The following is a 13,691-nucleotide window of genomic DNA, read 5'->3' on the forward strand; positions in this document are numbered from 1 at the left end:
CGAGCTTCGACTCATTCCAAGTAGGCGGGGAACTTCGGCATCGCGTCGAAGTCCTCTTTCGAGTGTTGCACGATGAAGCGCGCGTGATCGGATTTGAGAATCCCCTCGATGCGCTTCATCGAGGCAATCGTGTTGTCGTGACTCGCGTTGAAGGCGGGCACTACGTGTTTTTCCCAATTCTCGCGTGAGTGCGCGAGGTCTCCCGAGAGAACGACCGGGCCGGACTTGGCGAGCTTCACGTAGAGCGATTGATGACCGGCCGTGTGACCGGGCGTCTGCAGGATGCGCACGGTGCCGTCCCCGAAGACGTCTTCGTCGCCGTCGAGGAGCTTGGATTTTACCTTGGGAACCTCGGCGGCCACCTCGGCCTTCACGCCGATCGGGGGAGGGGACTTCGCAGCCGCGGCAACCTCCGCGCGATTCACGAGCCACGTGGACGCTTCGAACATCTTGGCATTGCCGGCGTGGTCGCCATGCATGTGAGAAAAGCTCACGTACGTGATGTCCGCCGGCTTGAGCGAGAGTGCTGCGAGCTGTTCGCGAAGGGAGGCATCGACGAACTCCCGTCCGACCGGGTTCGCCACGCCTTCCTTGGATTGCGAAATCGATTCTTCGAGGCCGGTATCCCAAAGGAGCGTGCCCTTCGGATGTTTGATCAAGTAGCAGGGATCGGCGAGCGTCTTTCCCTTTCCGACCGGCTTGCCCGAATCCGTGAAGGAGCCGAAGTCGGTAATCTCGATACGGCCGCAATCGAGTGTGTAGAGCTGGACGGGCGCGGTTGCCGTGGTCGCCACGCTGCCGCTCTCGGGCGTGCTCGGCGAGGCTGGAGTGGAACCTCCACAGGCCGTGCCGAGCATGGCCAGCGAGAGGGCGAGGGACGCTACTACAGACATCGATCGAGTCATCGGTTCTCCCACTCTCAGAGCACGTTCATGGCCGTGTCGACGATGCGACGAAGCCGTTTGTCGTCTTTCTCGACTTTGCCGAGGACGCGCATTCCAATCATCGAGTTCAAGAGAAAGCTCGCGAGGGTCGACGCGTCTTGCGCAGTATCGATCTCGCCCGTGCGCTGGCCTTCTTCGATGGCAGCCTTCAGGTGACGCGTGGTTTGCGCGAAGAGCGCCGTGACGAGCTCCCTGGCGGCCTCGTCCTGAGCGGACATCTCGACGGCGACGTTCACCCCGAAGCACCCGCGTCGCTCGGGATCACCGAGGTCGGTCTCGACGATGGTGAGAAGCAGCTTTCGGATGCGCTTCTTGACTGGACCCGGCTCGGCCAAGATCGCGAGCAAGGGAGCACACTCACGGTCGCGATAGCGTTCGAGCGCACGATCGAAGAGGGCCCGTTTGCTGTCGAACGCGTTGTACAGGCTTCCTCGCCCGATCCCCATGCAGGTTCCGAGCGCTTGTGGCGTGCTCCCCGCGAAGCCCTTCGCCCAGAACAGCGCCATCGCTTGTCCGAGCGCCTCGTCGGGGTCGAACTTCTTGGGCCTCGCCACGGCAGAAGACGCTAGATGTTTTGTACCCATGGGTCAATAACTGGGACGAGGCCTCTTCACGACGCGAGCGAGCCAAGGAAGAGCTCGGATCGGGAGCTGCGCGATCGCACGGCAACAGCGTGCTTTACGAGGGACCATCGGAGGCTGTACGGCTTCCCCGTGACCAAGATCCGATCCGCCGCGCTCGTGATGATGCTGGCCGCTTTGGGCGGCTTCTCTGTTGGATGCGCAACGCCGAAATGCCCGCCGGCGGCGCCCGCATCGCGAGAGGCTCAGACTCCCTCGTCCAGATCCACGCAGCCTGCCGCAGCGACGACGCCTGGTCGTGCCCGGCGCGATCCCGAGCAGGTGCTGCGCGACTTCGCCAAGGCCAATCCGCTCAGTCCGGCAGACGAGCCGCTTCGCAAGCCGAAGAGCCTCGCTGACGTCGACGCCATTCTCCATCTCGATCAGCTCGATCTCTTCGGCGGCGCTGCGGCCTTCGCGGAGAAGCAGAGCGGAACGGATGCTCTCGTCCTGGGAGCGCAAGTCGAGCTTTCGTGGAGCGAAGCGCAGCTCATCGTCGCCGAGGTGCTCGATGGCGCGGTCGAGAACGTCTCGGAGGCCACGAGGACGCTGCGCTTCCGTCATCTGAGCGGCGCCACCAGCGACGCGGAACAAGCCAAGCTCGCCGAGCTCGAGAACGCCGAGCGCGAAGCCAAAGAAACCTCGCTGGCGCTCCGTGAGCTCGCGGGCGAACACGCACGACGCGGCGCCGAGCTGACGCGCAAGCTGATCTCCGCATCGCCGGAGAGCTTCAAAGGCTATCGCATCGCGGCCGACTATCATCGCCTCCGCGGTGACTGGGGCGCGTTCAACGAGGCCCTGACGATTCTCGAACAGAAGAATCCGACCAGCACGGGGCTCCTCTTCCTGCGTGCTCTCCAGGCGCAGAGCGAGGGCGACCCCATCGGCGCAACGCAGCTTCTGCGGAAGGCGCTCCAGAAGGATCCCAAGTTCGTGCGCGCGCAGGCCCATCTCGTGCTCCTGCAGCGGAGCCCCGAAGGCGCTCACCAGGAGCTGGAGAAGCTCCGCGCGCTCAACCCGCGCCACCAGATCATCGCCTTCACCGGCCCCCTCATCGACGCGGCATACGAACAATGGCGCGCCCGCCGCGTGCCGCCGTCCGGCCCTCGCGGCGCGAATTCGATCTGATCCCAGCGCGCGCCTGAGTCGCGCCGGACGCTCACTTCGGCGCGTTGTGGAGGCGCGAGGCTTTCACGAGGAGGTAGTTTCGCTCGGGGACGCTCGTGGCGAGACGGGCGGCGTGCTCGTAGTCGGCGCGTGCGGAAGCGAGGTCGCTGGCGCGTTCGTGCAGATGCGCGCGCACCGCGTAGAGACGATGATGGTCACGAAGGTGTGGATTGTCGGCGAGCTGCTCGAGTGTGGCGAGGCCGGCCTGGGCCCCGTAGACCATCGCCGTGGCGATGGCGTGGTTGAGCGAGACCATCGGGTTGTCGGTCATGCGCTGCAGCACGCCGTAGAGGCCGAGGATGTCCTGCCAATCGGTCTCTTCCGTGCTCGGCGCTTCGTCGTGCACGGCGGCGATGGCGGCTTGGAGCTGGTAGGGGCCCACCTTGCCACGGGCGAGCGTCTCGCTGACGAGGGCCACGCCTTCGACGATCGCGCGTCGATCCCAGAGTGAACGGTCCTGCTCGTCGAGCGGAATCAGCTCCCCATCCGGGCCACTGCGCGCGTCGCGCCGAGCGTCGGTGAGGAGCATGAGGGCGAGCAGACCCGCTACCTCGGCATCGTCCGGCGCGAGCCGGTGAAGCAGGCGGGCGAGCCTCATGGCTTCGCTCGAGAGGTCGGTTCGCTGCAGATCGGTGCCGGCGCTGGCCGTGTAGCCTTCGCTGAAGATCAGATAGAGAACGTGCATCACCGCGCCCAGGCGCTGCGTACGTTCCTCCGACGACGGCATCTCGAGCGGAACGCCGGATGTCTTGATGGTCTGCTTGGCGCGGCTGATCCGCTGGGCCATCGTCGCCTCGGGCACCATGAAGGCTTTGGCGATCTCGGCCGTGGTGAGGCCGCCCACGGCGCGAAGGGTGAGCGCGATGGCGGAGGCGCTCGTCAGTGACGGGTGGCAGCACATGAAGAGCAGATCGAGCGTGTCGTCGCGTTCGACGGTGCCCTCTTCGGTGGGCGCGAGCGCGAGCTGCTCTTCGGGGGGAACGAGGCTGACGACGATGGCCTCGCGATGACGGCGCGCGGCTTCGGCGCGAACGTGGTCGACGAGCCGGCGCGATGCGACGCGAATCAGCCACGCGCGCGGATCGTCCGGCATGCCGTCGCGAGGCCAGTTGGTCGACGCGGCGACGAGAGCTTCCTGCACGGCATCCTCCGACGCCGCGAAGTCGCGAAACCGCCGAACGACGGCGCCCAACACCACCGGCGCCAGCTCGCGCAGGAGGTGCTGGGTCTTCGCGTCGAGCTTCGGCAGTTTCTCGCTCTCGGACATCAGACGAATTCTTTGGCCGGCACGCTGATGATCTGACGAACCTCGATGCCCAGGTGAAGCGGCTTGCCGCCGATGCCGGGCGCCATGGAGGCTTCGGCGGCAATCGCGTAGGCACGCTCGGCGTTCTCCACGTCGATCATCCAGTACCCGGCGAGGAACTCCTTGGTCTCGGGGAACACGCCGTCGGTGATCGGCTTGCCGTCCTTGTCGCCACGTACGAGCTTGGCCTGGTCGGGCCCCGAGAGGCCCTCGGCGCCGATGAGCTCGCCGGACTCCTTCAGCTTCTTGGCGAAGTCGCGCATGAAGCCGATGTGGGCCTTGATGTCGTGCTCGGGCCAGCTCGCGATCTGGTACGGGCCGCCGGAGGGGGTGTTCATCATCAGCATGTATTTCATGGGTGAGTCCTTCGAGATGGGCGCCGCTCGCTCTCGAGAGACGCTTCGATCCTTCGTCGGAGCTGGCCCCGGCTTTTCGACATGCTCGTCGTGGACCAGGTGCTTTTTTCGAGGCCCCGAAATTCGCGGCATTCTGGGCCCGTTGGGCTCCACGGTCGAGCCCCAGAATCGGGCGATGCCTACATCTTCCCAGGGTGCGGGTTCGGATCGCGACCTTCAACCTCGAGAACTTCGACATGCCTCATGGTCACGGCATTCCGCTCGAGGCTCGCGTCGCGGTGCTGCGCCCGCAACTGCTCCGCCTACGCGCAGACATTCTGTGCCTCCAGGAGGTGAGCGCTCACGTGCCTCACCACGGCGTGCACGAGCTTCAGGCCCTCGAACGCTTGCTCGAAGAAACTCCGTACGCCGGGTTCGAGCGCCGGACGACGCGAGGACGGTCGGGAGGCCCGAATGACAAGCACAACCTGGTCGTGCTCTCGCGCCTTCCGATTCGGGCGTTCGAGCAGCACTGGCACGATCTCGTGGCGCCGCCCGTGATCACGATTGCGACGAGTCCTTCCCCGCACGACGTGCGCGTGGTCTGGGATCGACCCTTTCTCGAGGTGCGCGTCGAGCTGCCCGGCGGCGAATCGCTCTGGGTCTTCGACGCGCATCTTCGCGCCCCTCTCGCGGCGCCCATCGAAGCGCAGAAGCTCGCCGCCACGTCGTGGCGCACGACCGAGGGCTGGTCGGAGGGATATTTTCTCGCGTCGATCAAGCGGTCGGGACAGGCGCTCGAGCTCCGGCGTCGGATCGATGCCGTGTTCGACGACGACCTTCGTGCCAACGTGCTCGTCGCCGGAGATCTCAACGCCGACGCTTCGAGCAGCGCCGTGCGCATCCTGCGGGCCGACGTCGAGGACACGGGCAATCCCGATCTCGCCCCACGCGCTCTCGAGGCCCTGGAAGAGCGAGTGCCGACGGAGAAGCGTTATTCCGTTCTCCACCATGGGCGCGGCCAGATGCTCGACCACCTCCTCGCGTCGCAGTCTCTCGCGCGAAGGCACGTCGCGACCGACATCTTGAACGCCGACCTCGACGACGAGTTCTTCACGCCCCATCCCGTGGGCTCGCTCCACGCGCCGGTCGTCGTCGAGCTCGAGGTGTGAAAACCGGCGGGGCCCTTGACGGTCATCGTTCGCGGTCGTATGGAACTAATCAGTTCCGGAACCGAATGGTTCCAAACAAAGACGGAGAGCTCGACGATGTCCACCGATGCCCTGAGCGCCACGTTCGCCGCCCTCGCCGATCCGACGCGACGCGCGATCCTCGCGCGGCTCGCGAAAGGGGAGGCGAGCGTGAACGAGCTGGCCGAGCCGTTCGACATGAGCGTGCGCGCGGTCTCGAAGCACCTTCGCGTGCTCGAAGATGCCGGGCTCGTGACATCGAACCGCGACGCGCAGCGGCGGCCGCGACAGCTTACGGCCGCACCGCTCGAACACGCGGTCAGCTGGCTCGAACAGTACCGCCTCTTCTGGGAAGGCAGCCTCGATCGCATGGAGCATTACGTGCGCGAGGTCCAGAAGGAGCGTGAGACCAAACCCGAGAAACCCCGAAAGCCGAAGAAGGAGAATGGCCATGGAAGCAGGAACTGACGTGCAGTCGCGTGGAGCGAAGAAGGAGCTCGTGCTCACGCGTGTCATCGACGCACCGGCGGAGACCGTCTTCGAGGTGTGGACGAAACCCGAGCACCTCGCCCGATGGTGGGGCCCGCAGGGCTTCACGTTGCCCAGTTGCGATGTGGACTTCCGCGTCGGCGGCGCGCTTCGCTACCAGATGCGCTCGCCGTCCGGTGAAGATCACTGGCTACGCGGCGTGGTCCTCGAGATCGTGGCGCCGAAGCGCATCGTGTTTTCGTTCGCGTGGGGGGACGAGGAGAGATCCACCCAGCCGGAGACGCGCGTGACGGTGACGTTCGAAGAGCGCGACGGCAAGACGACGTTCACCTTGCGCCATAGCGGCTTCGATTCGGTCGACGCCGTTCGAGACCACGAAGACGGCTGGGCGCAGGCGCTCGACCGAATGGCCGCTCACGCCGCTTCGTCTTCGCGCAAGGCCTGAGGCGGCGCGTGCGTCACCACGCGTAGCTCGGGGCCGGGGCCGCTCGTCTCCTTCGCGCGATCGAGCGCCAGCTTGAAGACGATCGGCCCCACGATCTCGTTGAGGGCGACGGTGGCGATGGCCAGGGCTCGGAAGCCGGCTCCGAAGCTCGGAAACTCGCGCGCGATGACGGCGCTGAGGCCCAAGGTCAGACCGGCCTGCGAGACGAGCGGAGCCCAGCTCCACGACTTGATCGTGGGAGCGTCACCCGCAATGCGACTCGACACCTTGGCCGCGACGATCGTGGTGAAGGCGCGCGAGCCGGCGAGGAGCAGGGCGACGGGCCAGAGCTCCTTCAAGAGTGGCAAGTCGAGGTGGGCGCCGGCGTTGGCGAAGAACACGACGTAGACGACGCCGCCCATCTGCTCGGTGGCGTGCAAGAACTTCTCGCCTTGCTGCGAGAGATTGCGAACGACGAAGCCCGCCACCAGGAACGTGAGGAGCGGCTCGTAGTTCAGATAGTGGAGTGTCTCGGTGGCGCCGAAACCGAGCGCGACGAGCACCACGATGAGCTGCCGTCCGACGAGCTTCAGATAGAGCGCGAGGACGACGCCCAACGTGGTGCCGATCGCGACGCTGCCGAGGATCTCGTGGCCAAGGACGTGGAAGGCGGCGAGCGAGAGGTTCGCCGCCGGATCGACGAGCGGCTTCGCGATGGCCATCATGGCGGCGAGCAGCACGACGACGACGACGTCGGACGTCATCACGAACGCTAGCGAAAAGCTCGTGAGCGGTCCCTTGGCGCGCGTCTGCGAGACCACGGCAAGCGTGGCTGCAGGACTACGGCTCACCGCGATGACGCCCCAGAGAAGGGCGACGCCGACGACACCGCTGAAGCGGAGCGAGTACGTGAACGGAATCAGCGTGGGCGCCGCGACCACGAACACGAGCGCGACGACGGCCAGGACCGATCCGCACTGCACGATCATCGCCACGGCGAGGCTGCGCAAGCTGCGTCGTATGGCTCCGAGCTCGATCTCCGCTCCGCCTGCGAGAGCGATCAGGGCGAGCGCGAGCGTATTGACGGGCTGGAGGCGCGTGACCGCGTCGTGATCGACGAGGTGCAGGACGTGCGGACCGGCCACGACGCCTGCGAGCAAGTAGCCCGTGAGGTGCGGGACGCCGAGCACCTCGATCACCTTGCTCGTCAGGCTTCCGGCGAGGAGCAAGAAGCCGAGCGCGCCGATCAAGGCGGCATCGCCATGCAGGGCAGGTGCGCCGCGCACACCCGCCCACGCGATGGCAAAGACGACGGCAAGCGCGAGCGCATCGAGCCCGAAGCTGCCGAGCGATCGGGAACGGACGGCGCTCACGCTCGTCCTCCGTGAGCCGACGTTCGAAAGAGCACGAGCGCGTGCCCTTCCACGAGTCGTGCCGCTCGCGTTCTCCGCCGATAAACGTCGGATCGAAGGCCTCGTTGTCGGCCCGTACCGACGCCCGGCGGTCAGGCGTCGGTCAGGACCGACAATCTCAGGACGCGAGGGCCTTCGCGATCGCCGCGCCGAGCCAGCGGCCGTCGTCGAACTGCGGGGAGAGCGGCTCGTCCTTCATGATCGCAACGAGCTCCCAATAGCGCTGGGTGCGCGGATCTTGGGTCTTTCGGATCTCTTCCTTGTAGGCGTCATCGACGGACCGGCCACTCGCGGCGGCGCTCGCCTGGAGAAAGCGGTCGGCGATGGCGAGGCCCTCGGGCGACTCCGGAAGGAGCCCCTGCGCGCGCGCGGCCTTGGCGGCGGCGACGGCCTCGCGGGTGGCGGCGAACAAGGCGGCCTGGTCGAGCGTTTCGTTCCATGTCTGCTTGGCCATCAGGCGGACGTTCTCGATGAACGTCGGCTCAGAAAGCATCTCGGCGAGCTCGATCCAAGCATCGAGCTGTGCCGGTGATGCGTCCTCGGGGAGTTGCGGACACGATGCATCGATCATGCCCTGCATCCACCGCGGGTTCATGGGCACGCCTTCGGCGACCTTGTCGTAGAAGCGTGCGATGACGGCCTTGCGTTCCTCATTGGACAGTCGGGTCATGGTGGAGAGCCTCCTCAAGTCCTCTTCGTTTGGCTCCTTGCGGAGCGCGGCACGAAGCGCAGCGGCAACGCGCGAGAGCGATGCCACGTGCGCTTCGACGGCCGCGAGCCGCAGGCGGAGCGCGTCTTCGAGTGACATGTCCTGACCGAGCACCTTGCGGATCGTCGCGAGGTCGAGCCCCGCTTCCCGAAGGGTGCGTACCAGATCGAGCCGAACGACCTGCTCTTCGTCATAGAGCCGATAGTTCGAACGCGATCGGCGGGCAGGCGGAAGGAGCCCCTCGTCGGAGTAGAAGCGAAGCGTCTTGACGGGGATCCCCGTACGCTTCGACAGCTCACCGATGGTGAGAGGTTGCCTTTCGCGCTTGTCACTCATGCGAGCGACTCTGAGGCTTCCACCAACTGGAGGGTCAAGGCCCCGAATGCATTTTTCGACGCCTGCGCGACTCTCCGTTCACGAGGAGCGTGCAGGATGGAGGCGAGGTGCGCTCGTGCGGCCGATGCGAGCATCGAGCGTGAAGCGTGCGTGTCGAGCGCCGGCGAGCAGTGCGGCATAGGCCAGACCGTAGATCAGCTGCAGGCCGACGACCTCCCATTGTTGGCGGAGCGTCATGCCCAGCGTGAGCGCAGCGATGATGGCACCGCCGGCGAGCAGCGCCTCCCGGAGGCGTAGGCCGAGCAGAACGAGCAGGCCCACGGCGAACTCCAGGAAGGGGAGCGTGAGAGCGAAGAGCCGGACCGACCAACTCGGCAGCGGTGTCGAGGCGAAGTCGTGCGTGAGTGCATCGGCGAAGGCGCCGGGCGATCCGATGCGAGCGAGCCCGTGACCGAGGATGTTGACTCCGACGACGACGCGGAGGACCAGGTGACCGAGCTCGTAGTCCTTGTTGCGCGTCGCTTCGGTGTCGTTCGTTCGAGGTTCGCCGAGCTCCGCGGGGCGACTGGACATGGATGAGGCCTTTCTCCTTCGTACGATGTCGCCGGCGTCTGCTCAGAGCATGTTCTTCAGCAGGCCACCTTCGGCGCGGATGGCGCCTCCGTTCATGATCGAGGCGAGCGGGCTGGCGACGAAAGCCACCACGTTGGCAACCTCGTCGGGCGTGGCGAAGCGATGGATGAGCGAGCCGGGGCGCGCGAGCGTGAAGAACTCCTTCTCCACGTCGCTCTCGGTGAGGTTCCGCTGCTTGGCGAGGCCGCGAACGAATTCCTCGACACCCTCGGACTTGGTCGGTCCGGCGAGGACGCTGTTGACCGTCACCGCCGTTCCGCGCGTGCGCTCGGCGAGGCCTCGGGCGAGCGCCGATTGCGCGGCCTTGCTGACGCCGTAGTGGATCATTTCCACCGGGATGTTCGAGGCCGACTCGCTGGAGATGAAGATGATGCGCCCGGAGTTGCGCTCCAGCATGCGCGGGAGGTGCTGCTGCGCGAGCGTGGCGCCCGAATAGACGTTGACCTGCATGATGCGCGTCCAGTCTTCGTGGGTGAGCTCCTCGAAGTCTTTGGCGCCGTAGATGCCCGCGTTGTTGACGAGGATGTCCACGTCGGGGACCTCCGCCGAGAGACGCCTCGCGCCGGCGTCGGTGGCGAGATCGGCGGTGACGCCGCGAACGCGCGCGCCAGGGATCTCGGAGGTGATGCTCTTCACGGCATCGTCGACGCGCCCTTGGCTGCGTCCGTGGAGGACGACTTCCGCGCCCTCGCGCGCGAGCCGCAGGGCAATGGCGTAGCCGATGCCCACCGTCGAGCCGGTCACGAGTGCACGCTTGTTCTGGAGGTTCAGGTCCATGGGGTCCTCTTCGGTTCTTCGAGCCGTGGGGGACGGCTCGAGGGGGAGTCTGGGCTTCGTGAGTCTTGCGCTCAAGGCATGAATGGGAACTACACTCGGTCCCGCATGGCACGAATCGTCGAACGGGACGCACTCTGGGAAATGAATGTGGTCGCGAGCGTGATCGATGGTGGAAGCGTGGCCGCCGCGGCTCGGGCGCTGCGGCTCACGCCCTCGGCAGTGAGCAAACAGCTTGCCCGCGTCGAGCAGCGCCTTGGTGTCCGCCTCATCGAGCGGACCACGCGGCGTCTGAGGCCGACGGCGGCTGGGCTTCGCTACCGAGAGCACGCCGTTCGGCTCCTACGCAACCTGTCGGACGCGGAGGACGACGTGCGGGCCGACAGTCGCGTTCCGCGCGGGCTCGTCCGCGTGACGGCTCCGACGTTGTTCGGGCAGGAGGTCGTGGCGCCTGTGCTCGCGCGATTCCTTCTGCGTTTTCCCGAGGTCGAGGTCGAGCTGATTCTCGACGACGCGTTCGTCGACCTCGTGAAGGAGCGCATCGACGTCGCGGTGCGCGTCGCCTCGCAGCTGCCTCCGAGCGGGCTCTTGGCTCGAAAGGTCGGCGACATCGAGTATTGGCTGGTGGCGAGTCCGGCTTATCTCGAGCGGCGCGCCGTACCCGCGCGTCCGAGCGACCTCTCTGTGCACGCGTGTCTGGATCTCGCGCATGCTCCCGATCGCGGGCACTGGCGCATGACGGAGGGTGGGCGCGCGCAGGTGGTCGACGTCTCCGGGCCGCTCGTGTCGACGAGCTTGCCGGCTCTGCACAACGCCGCACTCGAAGGGCTCGGCATCGCGCAGATCCCTCGCTATCTCGCACAACGTCCGATTGACGAGGGGCGTCTCGTGCGCGTCTTACCGAACGCCGTGCTCCCCGGGCGCTTTGCGTTCGCCCTTCACGCAGCAGGAGCTCTGGCTCCTGCGCGCGTTCGCGAACTATCGCGATTCCTGCTCGCGGAACTGCCCGAACGAACCTCGCCGGGGGCGCGAGGTCGTGCCCGTTCCAAGCGAAAGACCTAGCGAGGCGTCGACGAGGGCTGCGTCACGCGATCAGGACTTCTTCCAGGCGAGGTCGAAGACGGCGTCGTTCGACGTGAAGCGGACGAGCTCGCAGAGCGACGTCTTGGCGCCGGCGAACTCGAAGAGGACCTCGAGCCGACCGGCGACCGAGAGCCAGATGCCTTCGTTGAGGCCTTGCACGTCGGTGACGATGCCCGAGGCGCGCGTGTCACCGTAACGCTTCCACGTCACCACGCCTTGCGATTGGTACTGTCGCCAGGCGCGTTCGACGCGCTCGAAAATCGTGTCGTAGGAGAAGGCGCGGAGGAAGATGCGGTGCACGCCCTTCCAGTCGACGCGGCCTGCTTCGCGTCCGATGTCACGGCTGTAACGCCACGAGCCGTTGCCGACGGTCTCTTTGACCGCCACGTGAATCGCTGCGGGCACGGTGACGTCGTACCAGTCGGCCGAGAGGACCAGCGGCTCGATCTGCGAACGAATCTCCGGTGCGAGCGCGTCTTTCACGCGTTCGAGCCCGCTTGGACCCCAGAGCGTCTCCACGCCGAGGAGAATGCTCCGGACGGCAACTCCCTTCGTCCTCACGCAACGTGAAGCCTAGCCGATGGCGTCCAGCGGGGCACGCCGTGGATCGTGACGTTTCGCGAGGATGGGCTTCATCCATTGATGGAATGCGCCACGTTCGGCGTCGGCGGTCAGGTGCGCAGGTGCGCGTGCAGCGCCATTCGGCGCCACGACATGCGGTGCCGACCGCTCGTCAGGTCGGTCAATCTTTGAGACCGACGGCCTGACGAACGCGCTGCGCGTAGGGCGATTGCGGACGCGAGGCGAGGAAGCGATCCGCCTTCTGGCGCGCCTCGTCGGTTCGGCCCAGTGCGGCGAGCGCCTGAATTTCGAGGGCGTCGGCTTCGCCCGCGAAGTGAGGCGCGGGGAACGACCGACGGTAGCTCTGCACCTTGGAGAGGGCTTCGCTCGAGCGTCCGGCGGCGAGCGATGCGCGTGCCGCGTCGATGGCCGCGATCTCTCCATCGATAGTGGCGGTGGCGTCTTGGGCGGCGCTGGTCGACGGTTTGGGGGCGGCCGATGCGGATGCGGCGGGCGCGCGCTTGGCCTTGTTCTCCGCATTCGGGAGATCCTCGACGCGCAGGCTCGACGCCGGCGATGCGGACGCGGGCGACGAGAACGTGGGCGAGGGCTCGGGCAGCGTGGTGGTCTTGGCAGGCTCGTTGGCCGCGACGACGGGCGGCGGCGCGGTGTCGGCGGAGGGCGAGGCTTCGTGCGTGCGCGCTCCGGTCGAGCTCATGACCACCACGCTCGTGGCGATCGCGAGACCTGCGAGCGGAAGGCTCCACTTCCATGCGCGGAGAAGCCCCGCCAGACCAGCGTTGCCGAGGAGGGCGGGCCGTGCAGGTGCGAGCACGGTGGTCGTTCCTCGACCGGCCACGATCGACGAGATGATCTCGTCCTGCAGTTTGCTCGGAGCGCGAGGAGCGTCAGCGTCGGCGGAACGAAGCAGATCGGCGAGCTCGGGCGCCATGGGCGCGATGGGATCGTCGAGGAGGCGTTTGATGTCGCTCATCGGGCTTCCCCTTCGCTATGCACGGCGGTGGCCTGGGTCATGAAAATCTCACGGGCCCTACGGAGGCGAGAGGCCACGGTTCCTTGGGGCACGCCCAGCATCTCGGCGATGTCGATCATCGTCACGCGTTCGAGCTCGAAGAGGACGAACACGACCCGGAAGTCTTCGGGCATGGCGTCGAGGATGGCTTGGAGGCGCTCGCGTGCTTGGGATTCGGCGGCGCTCTGTTCGGGGGTCGCGCGCTGATCGACCTCGGCACCGACGCGGATTTCGTCGACGACCTCGCGGCGGCGCTGCACGGAGCGACGAGCGTGGGCGGAGGCGAAGACGCAGGTGCGGAAGAGGTAGCCTCGCTCGCGCCCGGGTTCGATGGAGTCGATGTTCTTCGACGCGGCCAGGAACACTTCCTGGACCACATCGTCGACGTCCGCCTCACGAACGCCGAGCCGCCGGGCGCAACGCCAGACGAACTCGTGATTGTCCCTCACGAAGCGTTCGACGAGCTCGCGGCGTTCGCTGACGTCGCGGAGGTCCGTCGCGGCGTCAGGCGTGCTCGCCTCCGCTCGCGTGGTCACGCGCAGCGGGCCGGGCAGTGCGCTTGCCAAGCTGTGTCCGGACATCGTTCCGAAAGAATCCCGGCTGGCGGCGAAGTGATCGCCACCTCGGTCGATTTTTCGTATCGGACGGTGCGCATGTGGGGCCCGGTAGCCTCGA

16 protein-coding genes are annotated in these 13,691 nt (G+C 66.6%); 5 read left to right on the forward strand and 11 right to left on the reverse strand.

The annotated features are described in order from the left end of the window. Positions 1 to 11: 11 nt before the first annotated feature. Together AKJ09_RS33025 and AKJ09_RS33030 are read right to left on the reverse strand one after the other, a co-directional pair. Positions 12 to 905, reverse strand: a complete 894-nt coding sequence (locus AKJ09_RS33025; RefSeq protein WP_240488671.1) for an N-acyl homoserine lactonase family protein — start codon at positions 903 to 905, stop codon at positions 12 to 14. Between the two features lie 14 nt (positions 906 to 919). Beyond that, positions 920 to 1,498 (reverse strand): TetR/AcrR family transcriptional regulator, encoded by a 579-nt coding sequence (locus tag AKJ09_RS33030; protein ID WP_205633874.1) that lies wholly within the window; start codon positions 1,496 to 1,498, stop codon positions 920 to 922. A gap of 159 nt (positions 1,499 to 1,657) precedes the next feature. Here AKJ09_RS33030 and AKJ09_RS33035 point away from each other — a divergent pair, with 159 nt between their 5' ends. Then, positions 1,658 to 2,692 carry a tetratricopeptide repeat protein gene (locus AKJ09_RS33035; RefSeq protein WP_146651838.1) on the forward strand — a complete coding sequence of 345 codons (1,035 nt, stop codon included), beginning with the start codon at positions 1,658 to 1,660 and terminating at the stop codon, positions 2,690 to 2,692. Between the two features lie 31 nt (positions 2,693 to 2,723). On the opposite strand, the gene AKJ09_RS33040 is transcribed toward AKJ09_RS33035, so the two are convergent. Continuing rightward, positions 2,724 to 3,998 (reverse strand): RNA polymerase sigma factor, encoded by a 1,275-nt coding sequence (locus AKJ09_RS33040; RefSeq protein ID WP_146651839.1) that lies wholly within the window; start codon positions 3,996 to 3,998, stop codon positions 2,724 to 2,726. Continuing rightward, a complete protein-coding gene (locus tag AKJ09_RS33045) occupies positions 3,998 to 4,393 on the reverse strand; it encodes a YciI family protein (protein ID WP_146651840.1) in 396 nt (131 codons plus the stop codon). The genes AKJ09_RS33040 and AKJ09_RS33045 overlap by 1 nt, the downstream gene beginning before the upstream one ends. 194 nt (positions 4,394 to 4,587) lie before the next feature. On the opposite strand from AKJ09_RS33045, the gene AKJ09_RS33050 reads away from it, so the two are divergent. The 3 genes from AKJ09_RS33050 (at position 4,588) to AKJ09_RS33060 (ending at position 6,496) form a co-directional block, all read left to right on the forward strand. Further along, positions 4,588 to 5,544 carry an endonuclease/exonuclease/phosphatase family protein gene (locus tag AKJ09_RS33050; RefSeq protein WP_146651841.1) on the forward strand — a complete coding sequence of 319 codons (957 nt, stop codon included), beginning with the start codon at positions 4,588 to 4,590 and terminating at the stop codon, positions 5,542 to 5,544. A 96-nt stretch (positions 5,545 to 5,640) separates the two neighbouring features. After that, positions 5,641 to 6,030 (forward strand): ArsR/SmtB family transcription factor, encoded by a 390-nt coding sequence (locus AKJ09_RS33055; protein ID WP_146651842.1) that lies wholly within the window; start codon positions 5,641 to 5,643, stop codon positions 6,028 to 6,030. After that, a complete protein-coding gene (locus AKJ09_RS33060) occupies positions 6,014 to 6,496 on the forward strand; it encodes an SRPBCC family protein (protein WP_146651843.1) in 483 nt (160 codons plus the stop codon). Before AKJ09_RS33055 ends, AKJ09_RS33060 begins: the two co-directional genes overlap by 17 nt. On the opposite strand, the gene AKJ09_RS33065 is transcribed toward AKJ09_RS33060, so the two are convergent. The 4 genes from AKJ09_RS33065 to AKJ09_RS33080 form a co-directional block, all read right to left on the reverse strand. After that, positions 6,466 to 7,848, reverse strand: a complete 1,383-nt coding sequence (locus AKJ09_RS33065; RefSeq protein ID WP_169928062.1) for a cation:proton antiporter — start codon at positions 7,846 to 7,848, stop codon at positions 6,466 to 6,468. The genes AKJ09_RS33060 and AKJ09_RS33065 overlap by 31 nt on opposite strands. A 157-nt stretch (positions 7,849 to 8,005) precedes the next feature. Beyond that, positions 8,006 to 8,932, reverse strand: coding sequence for a helix-turn-helix domain-containing protein (locus tag AKJ09_RS33070; protein WP_146651845.1), 927 nt, complete (start codon positions 8,930 to 8,932; stop codon positions 8,006 to 8,008). Between the two features lie 78 nt (positions 8,933 to 9,010). Then, the gene (locus AKJ09_RS33075) at positions 9,011 to 9,505 is read right to left on the reverse strand and encodes a MauE/DoxX family redox-associated membrane protein (protein WP_205633875.1); all 495 of its coding nucleotides are present in this window, start codon (positions 9,503 to 9,505) and stop codon (positions 9,011 to 9,013) included. Between the two features lie 42 nt (positions 9,506 to 9,547). Then, positions 9,548 to 10,342: an SDR family NAD(P)-dependent oxidoreductase gene (locus AKJ09_RS33080; protein ID WP_146651846.1), complete on the reverse strand. Its 795-nt coding sequence runs from the start codon at positions 10,340 to 10,342 to the stop codon at positions 9,548 to 9,550. Positions 10,343 to 10,447: 105 nt separating this feature from the next. Between AKJ09_RS33080 and AKJ09_RS33085 the strand changes: the two genes are divergently transcribed. Next, positions 10,448 to 11,401, forward strand: coding sequence for a LysR family transcriptional regulator (locus AKJ09_RS33085; RefSeq protein WP_169928063.1), 954 nt, complete (start codon positions 10,448 to 10,450; stop codon positions 11,399 to 11,401). A 30-nt stretch (positions 11,402 to 11,431) separates the two neighbouring features. On the opposite strand, the gene AKJ09_RS33090 is transcribed toward AKJ09_RS33085, so the two are convergent. From AKJ09_RS33090 to AKJ09_RS33100, 3 genes are all read right to left on the reverse strand, one after another. Next, the gene (locus AKJ09_RS33090; RefSeq protein ID WP_146651848.1) at positions 11,432 to 11,983 is read right to left on the reverse strand and encodes a hypothetical protein; all 552 of its coding nucleotides are present in this window, start codon (positions 11,981 to 11,983) and stop codon (positions 11,432 to 11,434) included. Between the two features lie 181 nt (positions 11,984 to 12,164). Further along, entirely contained in the window at positions 12,165 to 12,977 is an 813-nt protein-coding gene (locus AKJ09_RS33095; protein WP_146651849.1) for a hypothetical protein, read from the reverse strand. Further along, entirely contained in the window at positions 12,974 to 13,597 is a 624-nt protein-coding gene (locus AKJ09_RS33100) for an RNA polymerase sigma factor (protein WP_146651850.1), read from the reverse strand. The genes AKJ09_RS33095 and AKJ09_RS33100 overlap by 4 nt, the downstream gene beginning before the upstream one ends. Positions 13,598 to 13,691 lie beyond the last annotated feature (94 nt).

It is taken from the genome of Labilithrix luteola (assembly GCF_001263205.1).
Taxonomy (GTDB): Bacteria; Myxococcota_A; Polyangia; order Polyangiales; family Polyangiaceae; genus Labilithrix; species Labilithrix luteola.

Excerpts from the sequence above, each read along its gene's own strand:
- AKJ09_RS33025 (WP_240488671.1), bottom strand. The coding sequence starts at position 905 with ATGACTCGATCGATGTCTGTAGTAGCGTCCCTCGCCCTCTCGCTGGCC.
- AKJ09_RS33040 (WP_146651839.1), bottom strand. The coding sequence starts at position 3,998 with ATGTCCGAGAGCGAGAAACTGCCGAAGCTCGACGCGAAGACCCAGCAC.
- AKJ09_RS33045 (WP_146651840.1), bottom strand. The coding sequence starts at position 4,393 with ATGAAATACATGCTGATGATGAACACCCCCTCCGGCGGCCCGTACCAG.
- AKJ09_RS33055 (WP_146651842.1), top strand. The coding sequence starts at position 5,641 with ATGTCCACCGATGCCCTGAGCGCCACGTTCGCCGCCCTCGCCGATCCG.
- AKJ09_RS33060 (WP_146651843.1), top strand. The coding sequence starts at position 6,014 with ATGGAAGCAGGAACTGACGTGCAGTCGCGTGGAGCGAAGAAGGAGCTC.
- AKJ09_RS33070 (WP_146651845.1), bottom strand. The coding sequence starts at position 8,932 with ATGAGTGACAAGCGCGAAAGGCAACCTCTCACCATCGGTGAGCTGTCG.
- AKJ09_RS33075 (WP_205633875.1), bottom strand. The coding sequence starts at position 9,505 with ATGTCCAGTCGCCCCGCGGAGCTCGGCGAACCTCGAACGAACGACACC.
- AKJ09_RS33080 (WP_146651846.1), bottom strand. The coding sequence starts at position 10,342 with ATGGACCTGAACCTCCAGAACAAGCGTGCACTCGTGACCGGCTCGACG.
- AKJ09_RS33085 (WP_169928063.1), top strand. The coding sequence starts at position 10,448 with ATGGCACGAATCGTCGAACGGGACGCACTCTGGGAAATGAATGTGGTC.
- AKJ09_RS33095 (WP_146651849.1), bottom strand. The coding sequence starts at position 12,977 with ATGAGCGACATCAAACGCCTCCTCGACGATCCCATCGCGCCCATGGCG.
- AKJ09_RS33100 (WP_146651850.1), bottom strand. The coding sequence starts at position 13,597 with ATGTCCGGACACAGCTTGGCAAGCGCACTGCCCGGCCCGCTGCGCGTG.